The organism is Desulfovibrio sp., assembly GCA_016208105.1.
In the GTDB taxonomy this organism is placed as follows: domain Bacteria; phylum Desulfobacterota; class Desulfovibrionia; order Desulfovibrionales; family Desulfovibrionaceae; genus Fundidesulfovibrio.
Genome location: JACQYS010000009.1, coordinates 106,365 through 126,066, shown reverse-complemented (window position 1 = coordinate 126,066; position 19,702 = coordinate 106,365). Strand labels below are relative to the sequence as shown.

Annotated in this window: 23 protein-coding genes; 6 read left to right on the top strand and 17 right to left on the bottom strand. The window is 59.2% G+C overall.

The window, feature by feature from the left end:
• Nucleotides 1-126: 126 nt before the first annotated feature.
• A complete protein-coding gene (locus HY795_04735) occupies nucleotides 127-999 on the bottom strand; it encodes a methyltransferase domain-containing protein (GenBank protein MBI4804522.1) in 873 nt (290 codons plus the stop codon).
• A gap of 135 nt (nucleotides 1,000-1,134) precedes the next feature.
• On the opposite strand from HY795_04735, the gene HY795_04730 reads away from it, so the two are divergent.
• Nucleotides 1,135-1,368, top strand: coding sequence for a hypothetical protein (locus tag HY795_04730; GenBank protein MBI4804521.1), 234 nt, complete (start codon nucleotides 1,135-1,137; stop codon nucleotides 1,366-1,368).
• Here HY795_04730 and HY795_04725 read toward each other — a convergent pair.
• The 8 genes from HY795_04725 to HY795_04690 form a co-directional block, all read right to left on the bottom strand.
• Nucleotides 1,365-1,736, bottom strand: coding sequence for a hypothetical protein (locus HY795_04725; GenBank protein ID MBI4804520.1), 372 nt, complete (start codon nucleotides 1,734-1,736; stop codon nucleotides 1,365-1,367). The two genes, HY795_04730 and HY795_04725, sit on opposite strands and share 4 nt — an antisense overlap.
• The gene (locus HY795_04720) at nucleotides 1,733-1,882 is read right to left on the bottom strand and encodes a hypothetical protein (protein MBI4804519.1); all 150 of its coding nucleotides are present in this window, start codon (nucleotides 1,880-1,882) and stop codon (nucleotides 1,733-1,735) included. The genes HY795_04725 and HY795_04720 overlap by 4 nt, the downstream gene beginning before the upstream one ends.
• Nucleotides 1,883-1,989: 107 nt before the next feature.
• Nucleotides 1,990-2,625 (bottom strand): response regulator transcription factor, encoded by a 636-nt coding sequence (locus HY795_04715; protein MBI4804518.1) that lies wholly within the window; start codon nucleotides 2,623-2,625, stop codon nucleotides 1,990-1,992.
• On the bottom strand, nucleotides 2,622-3,803 hold the full coding sequence (locus HY795_04710) for a PAS domain S-box protein (protein ID MBI4804517.1): 1,182 nt from the start codon (nucleotides 3,801-3,803) through the stop codon (nucleotides 2,622-2,624). The genes HY795_04715 and HY795_04710 overlap by 4 nt, the downstream gene beginning before the upstream one ends.
• A 46-nt stretch (nucleotides 3,804-3,849) precedes the next feature.
• Nucleotides 3,850-4,866 carry an ABC transporter permease gene (locus HY795_04705; GenBank protein MBI4804516.1) on the bottom strand — a complete coding sequence of 339 codons (1,017 nt, stop codon included), beginning with the start codon at nucleotides 4,864-4,866 and terminating at the stop codon, nucleotides 3,850-3,852.
• On the bottom strand, nucleotides 4,863-6,362 hold the full coding sequence (locus HY795_04700; protein MBI4804515.1) for an ABC transporter ATP-binding protein: 1,500 nt from the start codon (nucleotides 6,360-6,362) through the stop codon (nucleotides 4,863-4,865). Before HY795_04700 ends, HY795_04705 begins: the two co-directional genes overlap by 4 nt.
• Before the next feature lie 124 nt (nucleotides 6,363-6,486).
• A complete protein-coding gene (locus HY795_04695; GenBank protein MBI4804514.1) occupies nucleotides 6,487-7,134 on the bottom strand; it encodes an adenine phosphoribosyltransferase in 648 nt (215 codons plus the stop codon).
• Nucleotides 7,135-7,191: 57 nt separating this feature from the next.
• The gene (locus tag HY795_04690; protein MBI4804513.1) at nucleotides 7,192-8,283 is read right to left on the bottom strand and encodes a BMP family ABC transporter substrate-binding protein; all 1,092 of its coding nucleotides are present in this window, start codon (nucleotides 8,281-8,283) and stop codon (nucleotides 7,192-7,194) included.
• 157 nt (nucleotides 8,284-8,440) lie between these two features.
• Between HY795_04690 and HY795_04685 the strand changes: the two genes are divergently transcribed.
• Nucleotides 8,441-9,610, top strand: coding sequence for a PAS domain S-box protein (locus HY795_04685; protein ID MBI4804512.1), 1,170 nt, complete (start codon nucleotides 8,441-8,443; stop codon nucleotides 9,608-9,610).
• A 97-nt stretch (nucleotides 9,611-9,707) separates the two neighbouring features.
• On the opposite strand, the gene HY795_04680 is transcribed toward HY795_04685, so the two are convergent.
• The 7 genes from HY795_04680 to HY795_04650 form a co-directional block, all read right to left on the bottom strand.
• Nucleotides 9,708-9,959, bottom strand: coding sequence for a hypothetical protein (locus HY795_04680; protein ID MBI4804511.1), 252 nt, complete (start codon nucleotides 9,957-9,959; stop codon nucleotides 9,708-9,710).
• Nucleotides 9,960-9,962: 3 nt separating this feature from the next.
• On the bottom strand, nucleotides 9,963-11,147 hold the full coding sequence (locus tag HY795_04675; GenBank protein ID MBI4804510.1) for a hypothetical protein: 1,185 nt from the start codon (nucleotides 11,145-11,147) through the stop codon (nucleotides 9,963-9,965).
• A gap of 84 nt (nucleotides 11,148-11,231) precedes the next feature.
• Nucleotides 11,232-12,407 (bottom strand): NAD(P)/FAD-dependent oxidoreductase, encoded by a 1,176-nt coding sequence (locus tag HY795_04670; GenBank protein MBI4804509.1) that lies wholly within the window; start codon nucleotides 12,405-12,407, stop codon nucleotides 11,232-11,234.
• 80 nt (nucleotides 12,408-12,487) lie between these two features.
• Nucleotides 12,488-13,222, bottom strand: a complete 735-nt coding sequence (locus HY795_04665) for a C40 family peptidase (GenBank protein MBI4804508.1) — start codon at nucleotides 13,220-13,222, stop codon at nucleotides 12,488-12,490.
• A 134-nt stretch (nucleotides 13,223-13,356) separates the two neighbouring features.
• Complete coding sequence (locus tag HY795_04660; protein MBI4804507.1) at nucleotides 13,357-14,115, bottom strand: transporter substrate-binding domain-containing protein; 759 nt, start codon at nucleotides 14,113-14,115, stop codon at nucleotides 13,357-13,359.
• 183 nt (nucleotides 14,116-14,298) lie between these two features.
• Complete coding sequence (xth, locus tag HY795_04655; GenBank protein MBI4804506.1) at nucleotides 14,299-15,060, bottom strand: exodeoxyribonuclease III; 762 nt, start codon at nucleotides 15,058-15,060, stop codon at nucleotides 14,299-14,301.
• 9 nt (nucleotides 15,061-15,069) lie between these two features.
• Nucleotides 15,070-15,744: a metallophosphoesterase gene (locus tag HY795_04650; GenBank protein ID MBI4804505.1), complete on the bottom strand. Its 675-nt coding sequence runs from the start codon at nucleotides 15,742-15,744 to the stop codon at nucleotides 15,070-15,072.
• A gap of 60 nt (nucleotides 15,745-15,804) precedes the next feature.
• On the opposite strand from HY795_04650, the gene HY795_04645 reads away from it, so the two are divergent.
• From HY795_04645 to HY795_04630, 4 genes are all read left to right on the top strand, one after another.
• Nucleotides 15,805-16,404 carry a 5-formyltetrahydrofolate cyclo-ligase gene (locus HY795_04645; GenBank protein ID MBI4804504.1) on the top strand — a complete coding sequence of 200 codons (600 nt, stop codon included), beginning with the start codon at nucleotides 15,805-15,807 and terminating at the stop codon, nucleotides 16,402-16,404.
• The gene (locus HY795_04640; protein MBI4804503.1) at nucleotides 16,395-17,123 is read left to right on the top strand and encodes a laccase domain-containing protein; all 729 of its coding nucleotides are present in this window, start codon (nucleotides 16,395-16,397) and stop codon (nucleotides 17,121-17,123) included. Before HY795_04645 ends, HY795_04640 begins: the two co-directional genes overlap by 10 nt.
• A 126-nt stretch (nucleotides 17,124-17,249) precedes the next feature.
• Nucleotides 17,250-17,882 carry a hypothetical protein gene (locus tag HY795_04635; protein MBI4804502.1) on the top strand — a complete coding sequence of 211 codons (633 nt, stop codon included), beginning with the start codon at nucleotides 17,250-17,252 and terminating at the stop codon, nucleotides 17,880-17,882.
• Between the two features lie 65 nt (nucleotides 17,883-17,947).
• A complete protein-coding gene (locus HY795_04630; GenBank protein MBI4804501.1) occupies nucleotides 17,948-18,751 on the top strand; it encodes an L-2-amino-thiazoline-4-carboxylic acid hydrolase in 804 nt (267 codons plus the stop codon).
• A gap of 45 nt (nucleotides 18,752-18,796) precedes the next feature.
• Here the strand turns inward: HY795_04630 and HY795_04625 are convergent, their stop codons facing one another.
• Nucleotides 18,797-19,534: a transporter substrate-binding domain-containing protein gene (locus HY795_04625; protein ID MBI4804500.1), complete on the bottom strand. Its 738-nt coding sequence runs from the start codon at nucleotides 19,532-19,534 to the stop codon at nucleotides 18,797-18,799.
• Nucleotides 19,535-19,702 lie beyond the last annotated feature (168 nt).

Genomic DNA, 19,702 nt, shown 5'->3' with positions numbered 1-19,702 from the left:
TCTAGCATGGAGGTGCGCACTTTCCAAGCTTTGCCCCTGACCAGGCAATGCCAGGCCTGGATACGAAACGCGCGAAAGAAAGGGGCAGCGACACAGAAAAGGCAGGCCAGTGTGACAAAACCGAAATCAGTGGGAAGTCCCGATGAGCGGGACCATGTCCGGCGGGGAGTAGATGTCGTGGCGCAGGCGCAGCTTCTGGCGCATGCCCTCCAGGTAGCCGCAGTTGTAGGTGACCTTGGTCAGCTCGAAGGGTGGCCTGCCCTTGGAACATACCGCGATGAGCTTGCCAGCGAAAAAGGCCGGGTAGTATTTCTTTATGTCCCCAGGATAGGTCACGGTGATGGGCTGCTTGTCCGGATAGAGGTTGGCCAGCTCTTCGGGAGGGAAGCTCACCTGGTTCACAGTGCCGGCGCTGGCCTTTTGCAGAAAGGAGACCTTGTCCGGGATGTCCAGGTACAACGTTTCGATCTTGAGCCCAGCGATGGTCAATAGCTCGACCAAACTGGCCGGGGTGTACCAGCGAAGATGGCCGGTGTGCCAGGCTCCGGGACCATAGTGGAATCTGCCGCGCATGATCTCGTACTGGAACATCCAGTAGTGGATGTTGGGCGTGGACACGATCATGCGCCCGTCATCCGCCACCAGTTCCCGGACTTTGGAAAGGGTCACCCAGGGGTCGAAAAGGTGTTCCACCACGTCGTGCAGGATGACGTGGCGGAAATAGCCGGCGAATTTCTCGGGCAGGGTCTCCCCTTTCTCGTAATCCGCCCGCCAGACATGCTCCATCAACCCTTCCAGACGCTCAGCGTTATTTGGATCGATTTCCAAGGCGTGGACATCGGTGCACCCCTTGTCGCGTATGAACCGCAGGGCCAGGCCGCCTTCTCCGCATCCGAAGTCCAGAATCCGGTCCGCACCTTGGGGAATCATCTCGTAGACGTTGCGGCGAAAAGCCGTGTTGGCGATGAGGGTGTCTATGAGGCTGGCACGGTCGCTCATGGGGTCTCCTGGTTAGGCTGGAACCAGGTAGCATGGGGGGGACCATTTTCCAAGCCAGGCGGATTGACTTCGAACGGTTCGTGTGGCGTAAGCTGAAGGCGTTCTTCAAAATCCGTATGAAGTGGGAGGAACGTCATGACCACATGGATCTGGGTGGCTCGCTGGTTGAAGAAGGAAGGCAACGAGGCGGATGTGAAGCAGGCCGCGCAAGCCATACGGAAGCACTGGGAGGACGTGGCTCTGGACCAGGGACTGGACCCGGCCAAGAACGTCACCATTGCCGAGGGCGACAAGGAGATTCGGGTGGGTATCTCCGAGGAGATGGACGAGGTGTTTCGCGAAGGCCCGGGGGAGTGGAGGTATTATTAGCTCTTTTGCTCTTCCGCCGCTTTCACGGCTTCGCGGCCAGTTTTGACGCACAGTTCTGCTGTTGCCACAGGCGCGGGGAAGCCGGAAGGGAAGCGGGCCAGGATGTTTCGGGGTGAGAGGGCGCGGACCGTTTTCAGGTCCGCGCCCAATGCGCTCTGGCACCAGAACGACGCACACAGGACTCCCACAAAGGGGATGTCCGTGAGGAAGCCGGCCTGGGACACGATCCCTTCCTGGACATCGAGAAAAAACTCCACGAAGCGGCCGTCGGGGCCGTACACCTTGGCCGAGTATGCCGCGCCCTGAGGAATGCCCATATGCGGCGGGTCGAAGGCCAGGAGCGTGAGCTCCTCACTCTGGACCCTCATTTATGTTCGGTCCTCTTGTAATGGGTGAAGTCGAAGTCGCGGGGAAGGATACGTCCGCCGTCCTTGCGCGCGAGCAGAGCAAGCAGCGGCACGACCGCAGCAATCACAACAGCGGCTATTGCAAACATGGCTGGAAGTCGTTCCATGGCCTCACCTCCAGGGAATAAAATCCCCCTTTCACTGGATGCATGGGCCAAGGATACCGTCAATGTCCGTAACAGCAACTTTGTCGGAAAAATCCGACACGATTGGGCTAGAGGAAGAAGTCACCTTTTTCGATGGTGTAGCGGAAGAAATCCGCAGTGGTCTTGAGTCCGAGCTTGCGCATGATTCTGGCCCGGTAGGTGCTGGCGGTCTTGACGCTCACGCCCATGCTCGCAGCGACGCCGCTGAGCGTTTCTCCCCGGCCGAGGCGGTAAGCAACTTCCCTTTCCTGGCGCGAGAGTCTGGAAGAGGACGGCCGTGTGACGCCCGAACCTGACAGCTGGTGCGATAACGCGGGGTTGACATAGGTTTCGCCCTCGAGCACCAGCGAAAGTGCCTCGGCCAGTTCTTCGGGCGCGGAATTCTTGCTCAGATATCCCTTTGCGCCAAGGGCCAACGCCCTGCGGGCGTATTCGGCCTCGCGGTGCATGCTCAGCACCACCACAGGCATGTCGGGGCGTTCACGGGTCATGCGCTCCAGAAGCTTCAGCCCGCTTCCATCCGGAAGCGAAATATCCAGCACCGCCAGCCCAAACTCACCGGCTTCGAGAGCCGCCTCGGCTTCCGCTACGCTGGCGGCCTCCACGAACCGGCATTCGCCGGGCATATCCGTGATAATATCCATGGTCCCCCGCCGGACCACGGCGTGATCGTCCACCACCAGGATGGTCAAGGGGCGGTTCATCGCTTCTTTCTTTGCGGCCGGGGCTTTGGCAGGGTCACCAGCAGGCGTGTACCGCCTCTTTCGTGAGCCGTGATGTCCATGTTCCCTCCGATGGCCCGTATGCGTTCCCCCATGCCGATAAGGCCGAGCGAATCCGGGGAATTGAGCGCATTCGGGGATATCCCGGACCCATCGTCCTCCACCAGCATGCGAAACACCATGCGTTCCACCCCGAGCCGGACCTGCACCCGTGAGGCTCCGGAGTGGCGGGCAACGTTGGTCAGGGCTTCCTGAAGAACCCGGAAAAGGGCTGTGGCCACTTCGGAGGAGAATGTGGGCGCTCTCGGCTCCAGGACAATATCCACCGCGATTCCGGTGGATTCCTCGAAAGTTCGCGCCCTCCACGACACGGCTTCGTAAAAGCCCAGTTCGTCGAGTATCGCCGGGCGCAGTTCGCGCGAGATACGCCGTACGATCTCCACGGTATCTCCGACCAGCGTCCGTAGCGCATCTATTCGTTGCCGGCCGGCATGGTCATTCTCGGGGGCGGTGCGCTTCAGCCGGGACAGCCCCATGTTCAGGGCGGTGAGATTTTGCCCGAGTTCGTCGTGGATTTCCCGGGAGATGCGCGTACGCTCCTGTTCGATGCGTTCCTGCAGATAGTTGGAAAGAGCCCGGTAACGCTCGCGGGACCGTTCCAATTCCGAGGTGCGCTCCCGCACGCGCTCTTCCAGTTTCTCGCGCGCTTCGCGCAGGTCCTGCTGGACCTTCACCCGGTCCGTGACGTCGCGCAGGGAGAGCCGCAACCCCTGGTAGCGCCCACGAGGACCGAACACCCGGGTGGTTTCCTGGGCTATCCAGGCTTCCACCCCGTCCTTGCGCAGTATCCTAAAATCCAGGGAGGCGATGTCCTTGCCGCTGCTTGTGAGCATGGCGGATAGCCAGCCCGGAAGATCGTCGGGGTGAATGACTTTTCGAAAGAAAAGCGGGTCCTTAAGAGCGGTTTCGCGGGAGTAGCCGGTCACCCGCAGGCAGGAAGGGGAGACGTAACGGACCGCGCCGTTTCGGTCGAGCCAGATTTCCCAGTCATAGGTGAAATCCGCCACCGTCCGGAAGGCCTCGAGCCGCCCGCGCATCCTGGCCAGCAGGTTCAAGGACCAGGGAGACGGCCTGCGTCGATTTGTCGCGCGTTCAAGCATGGCCCATCATCCGGCAGGACGTGACCAAAAGCAAGTTGCCCGTCCGTCAGCGTCCGGGCTTTCTGGTCTGAAGCCACAAGAGGCTTAACAGCAGGGTCGCTTCGATGACCAGGCTGGCCGCCGAGGGCAAACGCATCTTTGTCTGCAAGTATTCTCCCCCCACCAAAACGGCGGCCAGGGTCACGGCGGCCACCGGGGCCAGGGCCGGGTGCAGCCTGGCCAGGCAGGCCACAATCACGCCGTCGTAGCCGTAGCCCACGGCCACGCCCTGCTGCAGACGGTGGTGGATGGCCGTAACCTCGGCCATTCCCGCAAGCCCGGCGATGGCCCCGCTCAGCATGAGCACCCACATGCCCCGGCGCGCGGCGTTCATGCCGGCGTACCCAGCGGCCTTGGGCCCAAGCCCCATGACGGTGAGCTCGAATCCCCAGCGGGTCCTGGCCAGGACCCAGGCCATGATCCCGGCACCCGCCAGCCCAAAGAGAAGGCCCGGATGGATCCGGGTTCCCGGAAAACGGGGCAGTTTGGCGGAATCCGCGAACATGGCCGTGCCGGGAAAACCGAATCCGGCGGAATCCCGCCACGGGCCGAAAAACAGGTGCTCCATCACTGCGATGGCAACGTAGTTCAAAAGAAGGGTGGTGATTATCTCGCTCACCCCGAGCCTGGACTTGAGCCAGGCAGGACCTGCCGCCCAGACGGCGCCACCTGTGGCGCCTGCCAGAAAGAGAATGGGCAGGAGAACCGCCGAAGGGAGTACGGGCCCAAGTGAAAGGGCCAGGCCAGATGCGAACACCGCGCCCATGACCAGCTGCCCCTCGCAGCCGATGTTCCAAAGGTTCATGCGGGCTGCCAGGATTACGGCCAGTCCGGTGAGCATAAGCGCCGATGCCTTGACCAGCACTTCCGAGAATCTCGCCCAGGTGCCGAACGAGCCTTGGAACATCACCGAGTAGGCGGACAGCGGGTCGGCCCCCAGGAAAGCGAAGATGGCCGCTCCGGCAAGGAGCGGGATTGCCAGCGCCAAACACCATAGCGACAGATTCGATTTCAGCAATGTCATTGGCGCACTCCGGCCATCATGGGGCTTATGCGCGCCACCTGGTCAGGGTCGGCCACATCGACAATACCCAGTATCTTGCCGCCGAACATCACGGCCACACGGTCGGCGAGTGTCAAGGCTTCGGTCAGATCGCCAGTGACGATGAGCACCCCGGCGTGCTCCCTCGCGTCCAGAAGGCTCTTCCAGACATCCTCGGACGCGCCCACATCCAGGCCTTGGGTGGGCTGGTGAACAATAAGGACCACGGGCTTGCGGGAGAGCTCCCTGGCCAGGAGGAGCTTCTGGAGGTTGCCGCCTGAGAGTTCGCCCGAGGCCTGTTTCGGGTTTTCGGCCTTGATGGCAAAGCGCTCGATGGCCTGGCGGGTGGCGGCTTCGCCCCCTGTCCAGTCGAGGAGAAGCCCCCGGGTGAAGGCCGAGAGCCTGGTCAGCAGAAAGTTGTGGACGAGCGACAAGCTTGGGATGCTGCCCTCGTGATGGCGATCCTCGGGCACGTATGCCAAAGAGTCCTTTGAGACAGTTGGCCAGACGGGAGCCTTGTGTGTGCCTCCAGCGAAGGCAACGGTGCCTGCAAAGCATGGTGCGAGTCCGGCCAAGGCTTCGGTAAGCTCGGTCTGGCCGTTTCCTGCAACGCCGACCACGGCCAGAATCTCGCCCTGGCGCAGGCAGAGATCCACGTCTTGAAAGGCCGGGCGGTCCGGTTCTCCTCCGCCGGTGAGGCCCTCTGTCCGAAGAACCTCCCGGCCGAGGTTCACAGCGGGTTTGTCTATGGCGAAAATGACTTCCCGGCCCACCATCATGCGGGCAAGGTTGCGTTTTCCCCCGGCTTCAGCAGGGGTGGTGCGCGCCACCAGACACCCCTTGCGAAGGATGGAAATGCGGTCTGAGAGGTCCAGAGCCTCTTCCAGCTTATGGGTGATAAAAACGATGGTGCGGCCTTCGCGCCGGAGTGTCCTCAGCACGTCGCAGAAGCTGTCGATCTCCGTGGGGGTGAGTACCGAAGTCGGCTCGTCAAAGATGAGCACCTGCGCGCCCAAACGCAGAAGCTTCAATATCTCCACCCGCTGACGCTCGCCCATGGAGAGTTCGCTCACCTTGCGGTCCGGATGGGCCTGCAAGCCAAATCGATCGGAGAGTTCGCGGATACGTTTCGATTCTTCGGCCAGATCAAGCATGGCGGTTCCGCCGGCGGCCAAGGCCACGTTCTCAGCAACGGTGAAGGCCTCCACCAGCATGAAGCGCTGGTGCACCATGCCCACGCCCCGGGCCAGCGCGTCTGCTGGGGACGAAAAACGCACCGGCTCGCCCTGGAGCTTAATTTCTCCCTCATCCGGGTGGTAACGGCCTGACAGGATGGACATGAGCGTGGACTTGCCTGCTCCGTTCTCGCCAAGGAGGGCATGGATTTCACCTGCATGGGCAGTCAGGCACACCTGGTCGTTGGCCAGTGTGGTGCCGAAACGCTTGGTGATGCCGCACAGTTCAAGGGCAGCGCTCACGGCGCTCCCCTTGATGAACACCCGGGGCATAGAAGGTGGGGGGGCGTGTAAGCCGTGCCTGGCGTTTGTGCGCACCGGCCTGGAGTCAACCCATCCTCAGGAGAAAAACAGTGAACCCCGAGCATTATAACGCCCTGAAAATCGGAGTTGGCAGTTTGGCCAGGTACACCAGGGGCTCAAGCACAGGCTCGCCTTCTATGGCAGCGCAGGCCATGGCCAGCACCGGCGGCGGCGACGCAAGATGTGCGAACCGGGCTGCCTGTTCCACCAGGGCCTGCATGGCCACCATTGTCGAACCGGTGGAGACCACGTCGTCAAAAAGAATGACGCCGTCCGTGGCTTCGGCCACGATGGAGAGCGAACGCTCGTACAGGGCCAGGAACTTGTCTCCGCTGGTGATGGAATCCGCCCCGACCTGGACGGCTGGCCTGCGGCTTGGCTCCATGTGCGGCTTCACCCGGTTGTGGGCCACGGCGATCTCGTCAAGGCCCAGTTCCTGGGCGGTCACCTGGGCCAGCTGCAGCCCTTTTTCCACGGCGGTGAGCATGGCCACGCGCTTTTTCCCTGTGAGAAGGGGCTTAAGGCGTAAGGCCAGAAGACGGCCCAGGTCCTGGTTCAGCCTGGTCTGCCCCACCAGGTCCAGGGAGGCGATGCGAAGTTCTCCCCCATCGCTTGGCAGCCAGACCCAGGGGATAAGGACGTCATAGCCCAGCCCTTCGACTGCAAGGGAGTGTTTCTCACCGGATTCGCGGACAGGACGTTCGTAGGGCATGGTTTCTCGCAAGAAAAAGGGACGGCCCTGCGGGACCGCCCCTGTTCGATGCAACATCTATTCAGGCAGCTTGCCGTTAACGCCTTTCAAGAGCCAGCGCATGGTATAGAGTTCCTGCACGCTGGCGCGTTTTCCTTCGGGGATCATAACCTTGCCAGCCTGGTCCACCATGGGGCCAAGGAAGGAGTTGTCCTCGCCCTTTTTCATGAGTTCAAGCTCGGCCAGCACCTTCTGGCGCACTGCGGCCGGAACCTTCTCGTTGAAAGCAGAGAGTTTGAGAGCGTCCTTTTCGAACCCCCAGTAGAGCTCTTCGGGCTTCAATGTGCCGTCGAGTTTGGCTTGCACGAGCTTCACGTAGAACTGACCCCAGTTCCAGATGGTGGAAACCAGGACGCATTTTGCGCCAAATTCTGAGGCGTCTGCTCCATAGCCGATGGCGGGGACGTTCTTGGCGCACGCGGCCAGGGAAGCGTCCGGTGTGTCGGCCATCTGGCGAATCAAGGTGCAGCCGCGCTGAACCAACGCTTCACTCATGGTGGTTTCGCCAATGGGGTCGCGCCAGCTCTTGAGCCAGACCACGGTGTTCACGCTGTCCGGGTTGAATGTGGTGCCCGATTCCTTGAGGCCGCGGATGAGGCCATGGGTGAAGCCGTTTATGCCGCGGATGGGCTCCGGGATAGGGTTGGTGGCCACGGTGCCAACATTGTTGTATCCCATGAGCCCGGCCATGTAGCCCACCAGGTATTCGCCCTGCTCGATGCGCCCCATGTAGTTGCCCATGTTGGGGGCGGTCTTGTAGCCGGAGCAGTGTTCGAAGGTGGTCTTCGGGAAATCCTTGGCAACCTGGAGCATGGGGTCCATGTGTTCGAAAGTTGTGCCGAAGATGATGTCGTAGCCATCCTGGGCGTACTGGCGGAAGACCCGCTCGGCGTCCGCTGCCTGGACGTTCTCGGTGTAGCTCACCTCGATCTTGTCACCCAGCTGCTTTTTCAGCTCTTCGATGCCCAGGTAATGGGCGTGGTTCCATCCCTGGTCGTTTATGGTGCCCAAAAGGGCGAAAGCCACCTTGAGCTTGGCCGCCTGGGCCAGGCCGGGCAGGGCGGCAAAAACCGCCAGACTGAAGAGAACGATGAGCAGGCGCCTGCGCATGAAGCCTCCTTGAGCGTGTATGATGGTGTGCGTAAACGCCCAAGTGAGATGCCGCATTTGAACGTGATTGTAAATCGCTCGGCATGCCTGGAACCAGCGCTTTGGTTGCGTCATAAAACCTTGTTTCAACCGGCAGGGTGAGTGTAGGGTTCATGGCATGGCTGACAAGCGAAGACATCCAGCGAAAGAAATCGCCGACCTCCGCGGTCAGGTGGCCGACCTTTCCCGGCGCGAGCGTCATTGCCAGCTGCTTCGGCGCATGCTGGACGATCTGCGCGAGGAGTATCTGTCCCTGGCTCAGTCCGCGCCGGACGCGATTATCGCTTCGGACGCCACAGGGCGAGTGGTGTTCTGGAACGTAGCCGCCCAAAACCTGTTTGGCTACGAACCCGGCGAAATCATGGGCAAGAGCGTGATCCTGCTCATGCCCGAGCGCTACCGCGAACGCCACGAGGAAGGGTTCGCCAAGGCCCTGGAGGCCGGGAAAGCCCTGAAACCGAGCGCTCCTCTTGAGTGCGAGGCCGTGCGCAAGGACGGCGTGGAATTTCCCATCGAGATAACCCACTCCAGTTGGAGGCGCGGGGCGGACATCTTTTTCGCCGCATTCATCCGCGACATAACCGAGCGCAAGCGCTACGAGAAACTGCGCGAGGACGTGGAGCGCATTGTCCGGCACGATCTCAAGTCTCCGCTTTTGGGCATAGTGGGCTTTGCCAAACTGCTCATGGAGGACTCGGCCCTGCCCGAAAAGGAGCAGGAGTGGGCCAGGCTCATCTACGAATCGGGCATGCAGATGAACCATCTGCTGACCAACTCCCAGGCCATGCTGCGCATCCACGAGGGGAGTTATCGGGTGACGCCCAAGCCAGTGGATTTGGTGAAGCTGCTGGAAGATCTGGGCAAGCGCTTCGAGCCGGCCATGCGCGAGAAGGGAGTGTCCTTCACCTGCGAGATCGGCCCGGCAAAAAAAGGAGACCAGGCATGCAACCTACTTGGCGAGGAGGCCTTCCTGGACGACATGCTTTCAAACCTTATCAAGAACGCGGTGGAAGCGTCTCCCGAAGGGGAGAGGGTGGACGTGAACGTCCGCCATGAGGGTGGATACGTTATCATCGACATCCACAACAAGGGAGTGATTCCCCCGCAGGTTCGGGAGAAGTTCTTCCAGGCGTACGTCACCAGCGGCAAGGAGGGTGGCACCGGCCTTGGGGCGCACAGCGCGTTTCTTATCGCCAAGGCCCACAATGGCGAGATAAGTTTCACAACTGGGGAGCCTGATGGCACCCACATTGTGGTCCGGTTGCCCGAGGGTGGCACCCGTACCTAGTGTGGTGTCCTCGAAATCCGTTCACATGCCCCAGGTGCGCAAAATGTTATAATCATTGAATTTTTAAAAACATGCATATGTTTTTAAAATCCCGACACTAGCGTTCCAACACCTCGTCGAAAATGTCTTGCAGCTTGAATTCGTTGTAGTAGCGGCACTCCACATCGGAGAGCAGCTCCATGACCTTTTGGGCCTGATCGCCACCTGTCTGGCCTGGGTTCTCCTTGAAGTGGGTCGACAAGGTGTGGCGCAGGTCGTCGAAAATGGTGGCGGCAGCCGCCTTGACCACCTCTTTGGCCACGAACTGGGCATACTGCCTCGAGTACGTTTCACAGCGATTGTCTGGCATACTTTAAAAATCCTGACGGGTCATAAGGCCCGTTTCGTCAATTTGCCCCTTGAGTGGGAGTTTCACTGAACACTGAACCCCGTCCTTGGTTTGGATCAGTGCTACCTTTCCGTAACACTTCCGTGCAGCGGCCCAGGCGATGGGCAGGCCGAATCCGGTGCCCTGGGGTTTTGTCGAATTGAAGGGCAGGAAGAGCTGGTCTACCTCCTGGCCTCGAGGGAGTTCGCCTTCGCCAAAGACGGACACGGTCAAATGGCTTGGGGTGGCCGGGTCCACACCGGTGGAAATTTCGATCACGCACCCGGTAGGGGGCAACGCGTCCAGGGCGTTCACAAGGATTTCTTTGAAAATTGCTTTCAGAAGCGAAGGGTCAGAGTCCACCTCGGAGTGTTTTGGATCGATGGATATCTTGGCTTCAACACCATGCTGCCAGAGGCCTTCAGCCCTGAGGCCATCGATGGTCTGGTGCAGAAAAGGGCCGATAGCGATGGTTTGAAAGGCTGGGTCGGCCAGCTCGACCGAATTGAAGGTGGAGATGTCCCGGGTCATGCGTTCCATACGCAGGGCTTCGTCGAGGATCACCTGGGCCATTCCCTGGATGTCCGGCCCCCCGGAACGCATGAGCCGCATGGCCGTGCCGCCGATAACGGTCAGGGGGTTGCGCGTCTGGTGGAAGAGGCCCTGCAGAAGCGGCTCGGCCGCTCGGGCCCGGTAGGATGCGTGCCCCTTGGCCCGCACCATGAGGCAGAGGTCGAGAAGATCGTTCACTGCCGAGGCCACCGGGCCGCGGTGGTCGATGGGGACATCCTGGCGCACTGCCCGTATGAAAAGCTGGCGGCACTTCACCTCGCCAAGCATCATGTACTGAAGGTCGATGCCGATCTTGGCCGAGTATATCCCCTGCTGCCAGAGTTCACGAAGGAACTCGGAATCCCAGGGTTTGGTCCAGAGGGTGGCATACCATTGCGTCCAGAAATTCTTGAGTGTCCCGTCGTAGTATTCCAGGATGAGTTCCAACCGGGTGCGTGGAACCACCCGGCGGAAGAGGGTGTCCAGGTATTTTCCGGCTTTCTTGCTGCGCTGGGCCAGCTGGTCGGCAAAGGGGCGGATGGCGATGAGCTTGGATTCGTCGAGGCCGATTTCTTTGCGGAAGAATTCCAACCTGGAAATGGGGATGTCTTGGGTCATGCCTACCTCGCTTTGGGGAAAACCGTGAAGGTTCCCATCCTGGCTGTACGGGTAAGCCTGGAAGCAGCGGCTGGAAGGATCTTCTTACCCGCCCTGCTTGATCGATTGCGCTGCCGCATATCCTGAAGCCCAGGCCCAATGGAGATTGTAGCCTCCCAAATGCCCCGTGACATCCATGACTTCCCCAATGAAATACAGGCCTGGCACGGTAAGGCTTTCCATGGTCTTGGAAGAGATAGCCTTGGTGTCCACTCCGCCACCAGTGACTTCCGCCTTCTTGTAGCCGGCAAGCTCCTTGGGGGTGATTTCCCAGGCGCTCAAACGTTTGACGAGCCAGGCGGTCTCTTCCTTGCGTAACTGCGCCACCTGCTTGACACCGAACTCAGGCGGGGCCGCCAAGGCGGCGAGCCGTGCGGGCAGGAGCCTGGAGAGGATGGTTTTCACCTGCGATTTGCTGCTTCTGGCTTTTGCCAGAACTTCTTCAGGGGAAACACCGGGCGTGAGATTCACGGTCAGGGGAGTGCCGGGCTGCCAGTAGGAGGAAATCTGCAGTATGGCGGGACCGCTCAATCCTTTGTGGGTGAAAAGCATGTCGTCCTGGAAGGAAGTTTTGCCTATGCTCACACGCACCGGAAGCGAAATACCGGACAGGGCCCCCATCTGCCAGCCGGGCCCCATGTTCAGCGGGGTGAGGGCGGGACGCGGTTCGATAAGCTCAAGACCGAAGGTCTCCGCCACTCCGTAGCCGAAGCAGGACGAGCCGACCTGCGGCCAGGCCAGGCCTCCGGCAGCCACAACCAGGTGTTTGCCCGGAACAGACCCGCCCGGGTAGGTGACGCGGAACTCTTCGGTGCGTTCGATGTTTTTTATGCGGGCGTTCATGTAGAAGTGCACGTTCGCCTCGCGGCAGAGTCGCTCGAGAAGCTCGGCCACCTTGACCGCGCCCTCGCGGCAGAAGAGCTGGCCGTGGCTCTCTTCCACGCTCGAAAGCCCGTTTTCTTCTAGAAAATCCTTGAACGCCAAGGGTTTGAAGCGGCTCAAGGCGGAGACGCAGAACTGCGGATTTGCGGACAGAAAATTTTCAGGGCCAACCTGGGTGTTGCCGAAGTTGCATCGCCCTCCGCCCGTGACTTTGAGCTTTTTTCCGGTCTGGGTGTTGTGGTCGAAAACCGCGACGCTAAGGCCCCTTCGGGCGGCGGTGAGAGCGCAGAACAGGCCGGAGGCTCCGGCACCTATGATGACGACATCGTAACCAAGCATCCAAAAATCATACGCCATCCCTGGTCTGTGGGCAAGTCGGGAGAAAGGCCGGCCGTGCTTTGGCCGGTATAAGAAGGAGGCTAAAAAACTCGCCTGGCTCCGGCGTAAAGTTTGTTCCAGATCGGTTCATCCAGGGAGCTCATCTTCACCACCCCTCTGGAGGATGTCGCATGGACGAAATTCCCGTCAGCCACGTAGATACCCACGTGATTCACTCCCTTTTTTCCGAAAAAGACCAGGTCGCCTTTTTTCAGCTCCTCACGCGGCACGGGGGTGCCTTGTTGAAACTGTTCCCTGGAATTTCTGGGGATGTCCAGGCCACTTTGGGAATAAGCGTAGCTGGTGAGGCCTGAACAGTCGAAGCCCTGGCGCGGGGTTTCTCCGCCAGCTGCGTAGCGTTTGCCGACCTGGGCTTCGGCGGCTTTTATCACGGTGTCCGGATCGGCAGCCGCTTGCGCCGCAGCTTCCGAGGGGAGGATGTCCAGCGACGGGACCTTGGCGGGCTTGGGCGTGCGTGCCGGGGAGTTGACGCTCTTGGCCCATATCTTGAGAACGGCCTCTTCCTCAGGGGTGAAGCCACTGGGCTGGCATGCCTGCGAGGTTTCCTCCGGGCGCACGACCACGCCCCGGACCTCGTTGACGGCTGGCTTCGGGCGCGAGTGTTTTTCGATTTTAGCTGGCAGAGTGGCCAATGGCGGGGCTTCGCCCAAGGTGGATGCCAGCGTCGCCTCGAAGCTCTGGCCCTGGGACTTTTGGGTCAGAATCCGGGGCGTAAATACGGACGCTGATACAGGAGTGGACTTCTCTATTGCCATAGGGTTCTCCGGGAATTGTGTAAGCAAGGGCCATGCCGGAGAGTGTTGAATGGAGTCAGGAGACGGGCGGAAAGGCTGGAAGTGAAAGAAAGATATTTCGGATCAGAGGGCCATGTGTGACATGTGAAGTGATGCTACTCCTGAACGTTCCACCTCTTCTTAATGTTGGCGATGGTCCCGTCTTTTTTAAGGCTGTTGAAGGCAGCGGTAAAGCGGGTGACGACCTCGTCAGGAGTGTCCTTGCTGAACGCGACCCACTGTGCGAGCGACAGCTCTGGAATGTCGAATACCGCAACCAAATTGTCAGGGGGAACGCCCGCATCCTTCGCGCGGTAAGGAAGGGTCAGATCGTCAAGAATGGTGAGCGATATGTCGTTGAATGAAGAGATGGCCCGAAATGCTTCCTGGGAATTATTCACGATAAAGATGTTTTCGCCCGCAACAAATCCCCTCGAGAGCAGGAACTGGTGGGTCACATCGTCTCTTGCCACGGCCACGAGATGCTTCCTGGCTTCTTCGAGGGATTGCGGTGCCGGCTGGTCGTCCTTTCTGTAAGCGTACATGCTGGCGCGTAACTGGGCGATGCGGGAGGACCATTTGAATTTGTCCTCCCTCTCCGGGGTGCGCACGATGGAGTAGATGCAGATGTTCCCCTTTGTGAGGGCGATATTGTATGCCCGCGCCCATGGGTAGGCGGCGATGGTGTAGCTCAACCCCGCCTGTTCGAAGCACGCCTGCACTATTTCCGTGGCGAATCCACCAAGCTGGCCGTTCTTCACCATCTGAAACGGCGGCAGCTCCTCGGTGACGACCTCGATGGTCTGGGAGAACGCCCCAAAGGGAAGGGCGAGCCCTGCCATCAGGATAAACGAAAGGCATAGGGATCGAATCATCTCGGTTCGGTGCAAGTACGCGCCTCCGGCGGAGAGCGTGATGCTCCCTCGTGTTCGTGAAGGATGCCCGCGCATGCGTGAATCGGACATCACCGTGAATTATACGTAAGACGTTTACGAATGGAAGGCCTGACAAAGGAAAAATTTCCAAAGCCTACGAGGACATCCCTATCCAAGAATCGATTAAATCGCCAGTTCCAAACCGACCGGGCAATGGTCCGAGCCCATAACATCGTCGGCAATCCAGGCCCTGGTCACTTTGGACCGTAGTTCCTCGGACACGAAGAAGTAGTCGATGCGCCAGCCCACGTTGCGGTCCCTGGCGTGGAAACGGTAGTCCCACCAGGAGTAGTGCCCGCCCCCCGGCTCGAACATGCGGAAGGTGTCCACATACCCGGCGGCAACGAATGTATCCAGCCAGGCCCGTTCCACAGGTAAAAACCCCGAAGTTTTTTCGTTGGATTTGGCGTTTTTCAGATCCAGTTCGGTGTGGGCGGTGTTGAAGTCGCCGCAGGCCACGATGGGCTTTTGCTTGCGGAGCTCCTGGGCGTGGGCCAGGAAGGCTTCGTAGTAGCCCAGCTTGTATTCCAGACGGTGCGGGCCCATCTGGCCGTTGGGAAAGTAGACGGTGAAGAAGTGAAAATCCGGGTATTCCAGGTGCAGAAGCCGGCCTTCTCCCCCAAACGCCGGATCCGGCAACTCAGCGTTCACGGCCAGGGGCTCGGCGCGATAGTACACCCCGACCCCCGAATACCCTTTTTTCACCGAGCTGGAGACGAAGCGGACTTTGTAGCCCTTGGCATCAAGAAAGCCGTCCTCATGGTCCTTCTGGAGCTTGGTCTCCTGAAGTCCCACCACATCCGCACCGGAGGATTCGAGCCAGTCGTGGAAACCCTTGCCTGCGGCGGCACGAAGCCCGTTCACGTTCCAGGAATAAAGGATCATGACATGCCTTCAGGAAATGGTTTTCAAGGTGGCGGTCACGGTTTGCCCGTCAAAGCCAATGAGGGCGTAGCCGCCGGAGTCCAGGTCGCCGGGGTTCACGACAACGGTTTTGCCGATGGAGTCCATGCTTCGGGATTCGTGGATGTGGCCGGTAAGGCACAGGTCCGGCTGGGCACGCTCGATGAACTCCCGCACGGCCAGGGAGCCCACATGGGTTCCGGAACTCACCACGTCGGTCGCGGTACCATGAGGGGGCGTGTGGGAGACAAGAATGAGGTGCTCGAAGTCACGGGCCTTGTCGTAGGCTTCCAGCAGCCATTCAGCCAATTGGGCGTCCGGGACTTCGCTCGGGGTGGCGAACGGGGTGGGGGGCGACCAGCCAACTCCCATGAGCCCAAGCCCCGGTGCCAGCTCCCTGGTCTGTAGGTGTATGCCCAGACCGCTTTCGTTCAGCCATGTCTGCACGGAAGCGAAGTCCATGTTGCCTATCTGGGCCAGCACCCGGGGATTAATATCGGATACGGCCTCGATAACCTCGCGGGCTTCGGGCACTTTGCCCCTGATGGTGAGGTCTCCGCTGACGATCACCCCGGTCGCCCGGGGAAGCTCCGGAATGCGGCGCAGATTGGCCGTGTGGCCGTGGATGTCGCCTATGCCGACCCAGAAGGGATGGGGGCCTGTCATGCAAGACTCCAGTGGAAAGATTCTTTTCCGCCAACGGCTTACATGGTAGCATGGAACACGATGCCACTCAACGCGAACCAATCCAGGCCGGACAAGGCGGCCCTTCGCCAGACGATCCTGTCCAGGCGGGCGGGCTTGAGCGAGAAAGAGGTGCGTCTGGCGAGCCTTGCCGCGACGGCCCTGGTCGAACGCCTTGAACGATGGCGCGGCGCCAAGGAGGCCATGGTCTACTTGTCCTTCAAGGGCGAGATAGAGACTACTGAACTGCTTGAAGGTCTCTGGAGCCGGAGGGTGCGCGTGCTGGCTCCGCGCTGCCGTCCGTGGGAGGACGGAATACTGGACGTGGCCTGCATATCCTGCCTGTCCGACCTCGCACCCGGCGCATACGGCATCTTGGAGCCCAAAGAGGACAGGTGCCCGGCGCTTGGGCGCTTCAGCCCCGGAGTTGCGCTTATTCCAGCCGTGGCATTCGACCGCAGGGGAGCCCGTCTTGGTTTTGGCCAGGGCTATTACGATAGGCTTCTGGCCGGCCCGCAATTCGACAACACCTTCCTTATAGGCCTGGCCCACAGTTTTCAGGTGGTGGAGCATCTGCCGCAGGACTCCTGGGACAAACCCGTGCATGTGGTGGTGACCGACGAGGAGATCATATGGCCGTGACGTCGATACCGTTCTCGTTTCCTGGTCTGCCGGGCGTGTGCGCCGTGTTCACCACTGCCGCGAGCGGGCCTGAGAAGGGGAACATCGCATATACTGTGACAAAAGATCCCGAAGCGGTGCTGGCCAACCGGCTGTCGCTTAAGGATCAGCTGGGGTTTTCGAGCTGGCATTCGCTCAAACAGGTGCACGGCACGGGCATGGCTTTCGAGCCGGCTGCTGTCGCAATGGACGAACGCTCCAGCCTGAAGGCCGACGGCTCGGCAACAAGCGCTGCCGGGCAGGCATTAGTGATAAAGACAGCGGACTGCCAGCCAATCCTCATGGCTCATGAGAGCGGGAAGTACGTGGCCGCGCTGCACGTTGGTTGGCGTGGGAACGTGCTTGAGTTTCCGCAAAAGGCGGTGGCCGCCTTCTGCGAGCGTTATGGGGTAGCGCCGGAGGAACTCCTGGCCGTGCGGGGCCCGAGCATGGGGCCAGGCGAAAGCGAATTCACCAACTTCGAGATGGAGTTCGGGGACAGGTTCCGGGACTTCTTCGATCCGGCCACGCGGACAGTGAACCTCTGGCGGCTCACCGTGGCCCAGCTTCGCCAGGCCGGGCTTCGCCGGGAGAGGATATTCAGCCTGGACCTGTGCACCGTGAGTTTGGCGGAGTTCCACTCCTACCGTCGCGACAAGGCCAACTCGGGGCGCCAGGCCAGCCTTATTTGGATAAAGTAGTGAGCCTGAAATAGTTGGGAAAGATTTTTTGAGAGAGGATTTTGCATGGTTTGCGGGTTGTGCAAGCATGATGTCGCCAAGTTATGTCAGTCGCACATTATCCCCGAGCATGTCTTCAAAAACAGCATGTACAAGGAAATGAAAGGTGCTCGTCGGTGCCACGGTTACCAGGCGAACAGTGGTAGTCCCATTTTTCTTCAGGGTGGCATCAAAGAGAGACTTTTTTGCAAAAGTTGTGAAGGACTTTTGAGTAGTCGATATGAGAATGCGTTTGCTAAATTATGGTTTAAAGGAGATTTGTTCCCTGGTGTAATTAACGACGAAGTATGTGAGGTAGATGTCGGAGACTATTTAATTTTTAAGTTGTACCATCTTTCAGTTCTTTTTAGGTGCGCAATATCTACAAAAATGAATCCATATAAAATTTCACTAGGCAAGCACATTGATTCATTTCGATTAAGTATTTTGGAGTGTCGTGACATTGAGTTATATAATCTATTTGGATTTATTCTCGTCAATCCTGTCCGTCGGTTCGAAGATAGAATTATAATGCCTCCAGAAAAGCATAGGTTTTTGGGGTCAGTTTCATATATGACACTGTATGCAGGCGGTGCTTGGTTCATAACCATTTCAAACCATCGCAATAGAGAGGTTGAAGATATCTCGTTGAAAAAAGATGGGAAGATTATCATGCAAGTTATAAATTATCTTTCTCTGCCAAGTGTGCGTGATTTTGCTGGGATGCTTAAGAACAATTAATAACATTTTGTACCTGAGATGCGCGAGCTTGCAATTGCTGATACGACCCATCTCCACAGGGAGATATAGTGACGATTTCTCGACGTAAAATCATTCAAGCCGGATGCGTGGCAGCTTGTGGGTGCGTCTTCCCCTGGAACACCAGAGCTGCCTCGCAGCCGAACTACTACGCGGTCAGCCGGGAACGCCTGCTGGGCGAGTTCAAGGGCGTCTGCGAAGGGGTGAGGCAGTATCTCAATGCCAAACACCCTGCATCTCAGGCCGCGGCAATATCCGCCGACGCCATCTCCGCATTCGACTCCATGCTGCTCTCCATGGCCGATCTCGGTGGAGACTCCAACCGCAACCAGCAGTACCTCACCCAGGCCGGTTGGCTGGCGGCCATATACGCGGCAATGAAGGCCAAAGGTATGGCTGCCAAGGATGCGGGGCGGCTTTTCTACGACTTGAACGCGGAGGAACTTGCCTCAACTCCTGCCGCCCAGCTTGCGGCGCGCGGAGCTGCGTTTTTTTCGCCTGAAAGCAAGGCGTCGCTGGCTGAATGGGCCAGGTGGACCCATGAGCGCCTCTATCCGGGTGATTGGGTGGCCACGGCCTTTTTCAGTGACGGTTCTGATTTCGACATGGGCTACGACATGCTCGAATGCGGGGTTGCGAAGTTCTTCAAGGCACAGAAAATGGAGGACGTGGCTCCGTATTTCTGCCTGAACGATTTCCCCAGATCCCGGTGCGAGGGAACCGGCTTGTACCGTAGCATGACCATTGCCCAGGGAGATGTGAAGTGCGACTTCCGCTACAAGCAGGGAAGGGAGGTTGTGCAGGGTTGGGAAACCGAGGTGGCGCGTTTTCCTGACAAACCAGGAGCATGATACAAGCTCTTTTGTGCTTCTGACGGCTGTCAGCCAGTGGAAAATCTATTCGCGGACATCACAGTGTTTCACAATCGAGGCGTTGATCCGCTCGATCACTTCCCCTGGGACCCCTTTCCCGCAGAGGATATAACGCTTTTTTCGTTCGCTTGTGTCGGAGAGAGGTATACTCACGAAGTCCGCCCTGCTTTTTCCGGAGAGCCTGATGAGGTCGTCGATCTCCGTCTCTCTGGCAAGAGTATAGAGGAAACGCTCGCTGGCCAGCATGCGGGCCTGGTTCTCCTTTTCCGGAATCCCAATCACCTTGGCGTGCTCCTTCTTGATCACGCCGTCGACATAGTCCCCGTAGGACCAGGAACGTATCAGGCCCAAGGTGAGCTTCTTGTCCGCCGCGAGCTCCCTGAATGAGGTCTTCCCGAAGAAAAGCGCGGCGTTCTTGGCCAGAATGAGGGCCACCAAGGGGCTGTCCTCCATGATGGGCAGGGTGAATGATCCGTAGGCTTCCCTCTCAGGAACCTTGAGCGCCCCGAAAAGGCAGCACTGACTGTCTTCGCGTTGCAGTTCCGAGAAGATGCGCGGCGAGGGCAACTCGACGAAGACGGCCTCGACTTCGGCATCATGCAGGATGGCTTGGGTCAACTCGACCAGGAAACCTGTGGGCTTGCCATTGAGGGTGAAGTTATATGGCGGGCGCGCGGGATAATAAAACTGTATCGGCTCGCTCCTGGAGGTGGCCGATGCAAGGAGAGCCAGGACGATGGCAAGTGCGGATGTTTTTTTCATACGTCTTCCGTCGAGAATACTTTTCGTCCATTATTATTAGCAAAGAGCGATATAGCTCAATATCCTTTAGACGGGAAACCTACTCCGAGCGTTTGGTGCGCCGAGGGGCGTCCTGGTCGCGTCAAACGCAGGATGATCCGTCTTGATCAAACCCAAAAAAAGAAACAT

Coding starts and splice junctions, on each gene's coding strand:
- HY795_04735 (MBI4804522.1), bottom strand. CDS start 999: ATGAGCGACCGTGCCAGCCTCATAGACACCCTCATCGCCAACACGGCT.
- HY795_04730 (MBI4804521.1), top strand. CDS start 1,135: ATGACCACATGGATCTGGGTGGCTCGCTGGTTGAAGAAGGAAGGCAAC.
- HY795_04725 (MBI4804520.1), bottom strand. CDS start 1,736: ATGAGGGTCCAGAGTGAGGAGCTCACGCTCCTGGCCTTCGACCCGCCG.
- HY795_04720 (MBI4804519.1), bottom strand. CDS start 1,882: ATGGAACGACTTCCAGCCATGTTTGCAATAGCCGCTGTTGTGATTGCT.
- HY795_04715 (MBI4804518.1), bottom strand. CDS start 2,625: ATGAACCGCCCCTTGACCATCCTGGTGGTGGACGATCACGCCGTGGTC.
- HY795_04710 (MBI4804517.1), bottom strand. CDS start 3,803: ATGCTTGAACGCGCGACAAATCGACGCAGGCCGTCTCCCTGGTCCTTG.
- HY795_04705 (MBI4804516.1), bottom strand. CDS start 4,866: ATGACATTGCTGAAATCGAATCTGTCGCTATGGTGTTTGGCGCTGGCA.
- HY795_04695 (MBI4804514.1), bottom strand. CDS start 7,134: ATGCCCTACGAACGTCCTGTCCGCGAATCCGGTGAGAAACACTCCCTT.
- HY795_04690 (MBI4804513.1), bottom strand. CDS start 8,283: ATGCGCAGGCGCCTGCTCATCGTTCTCTTCAGTCTGGCGGTTTTTGCC.
- HY795_04685 (MBI4804512.1), top strand. CDS start 8,441: ATGGCTGACAAGCGAAGACATCCAGCGAAAGAAATCGCCGACCTCCGC.
- HY795_04680 (MBI4804511.1), bottom strand. CDS start 9,959: ATGCCAGACAATCGCTGTGAAACGTACTCGAGGCAGTATGCCCAGTTC.
- HY795_04675 (MBI4804510.1), bottom strand. CDS start 11,147: ATGACCCAAGACATCCCCATTTCCAGGTTGGAATTCTTCCGCAAAGAA.
- HY795_04670 (MBI4804509.1), bottom strand. CDS start 12,407: ATGCTTGGTTACGATGTCGTCATCATAGGTGCCGGAGCCTCCGGCCTG.
- HY795_04665 (MBI4804508.1), bottom strand. CDS start 13,222: ATGGCAATAGAGAAGTCCACTCCTGTATCAGCGTCCGTATTTACGCCC.
- HY795_04660 (MBI4804507.1), bottom strand. CDS start 14,115: ATGATTCGATCCCTATGCCTTTCGTTTATCCTGATGGCAGGGCTCGCC.
- xth (MBI4804506.1), bottom strand. CDS start 15,060: ATGATCCTTTATTCCTGGAACGTGAACGGGCTTCGTGCCGCCGCAGGC.
- HY795_04650 (MBI4804505.1), bottom strand. CDS start 15,744: ATGACAGGCCCCCATCCCTTCTGGGTCGGCATAGGCGACATCCACGGC.
- HY795_04645 (MBI4804504.1), top strand. CDS start 15,805: ATGCCACTCAACGCGAACCAATCCAGGCCGGACAAGGCGGCCCTTCGC.
- HY795_04640 (MBI4804503.1), top strand. CDS start 16,395: ATGGCCGTGACGTCGATACCGTTCTCGTTTCCTGGTCTGCCGGGCGTG.
- HY795_04635 (MBI4804502.1), top strand. CDS start 17,250: ATGTACAAGGAAATGAAAGGTGCTCGTCGGTGCCACGGTTACCAGGCG.
- HY795_04625 (MBI4804500.1), bottom strand. CDS start 19,534: ATGAAAAAAACATCCGCACTTGCCATCGTCCTGGCTCTCCTTGCATCG.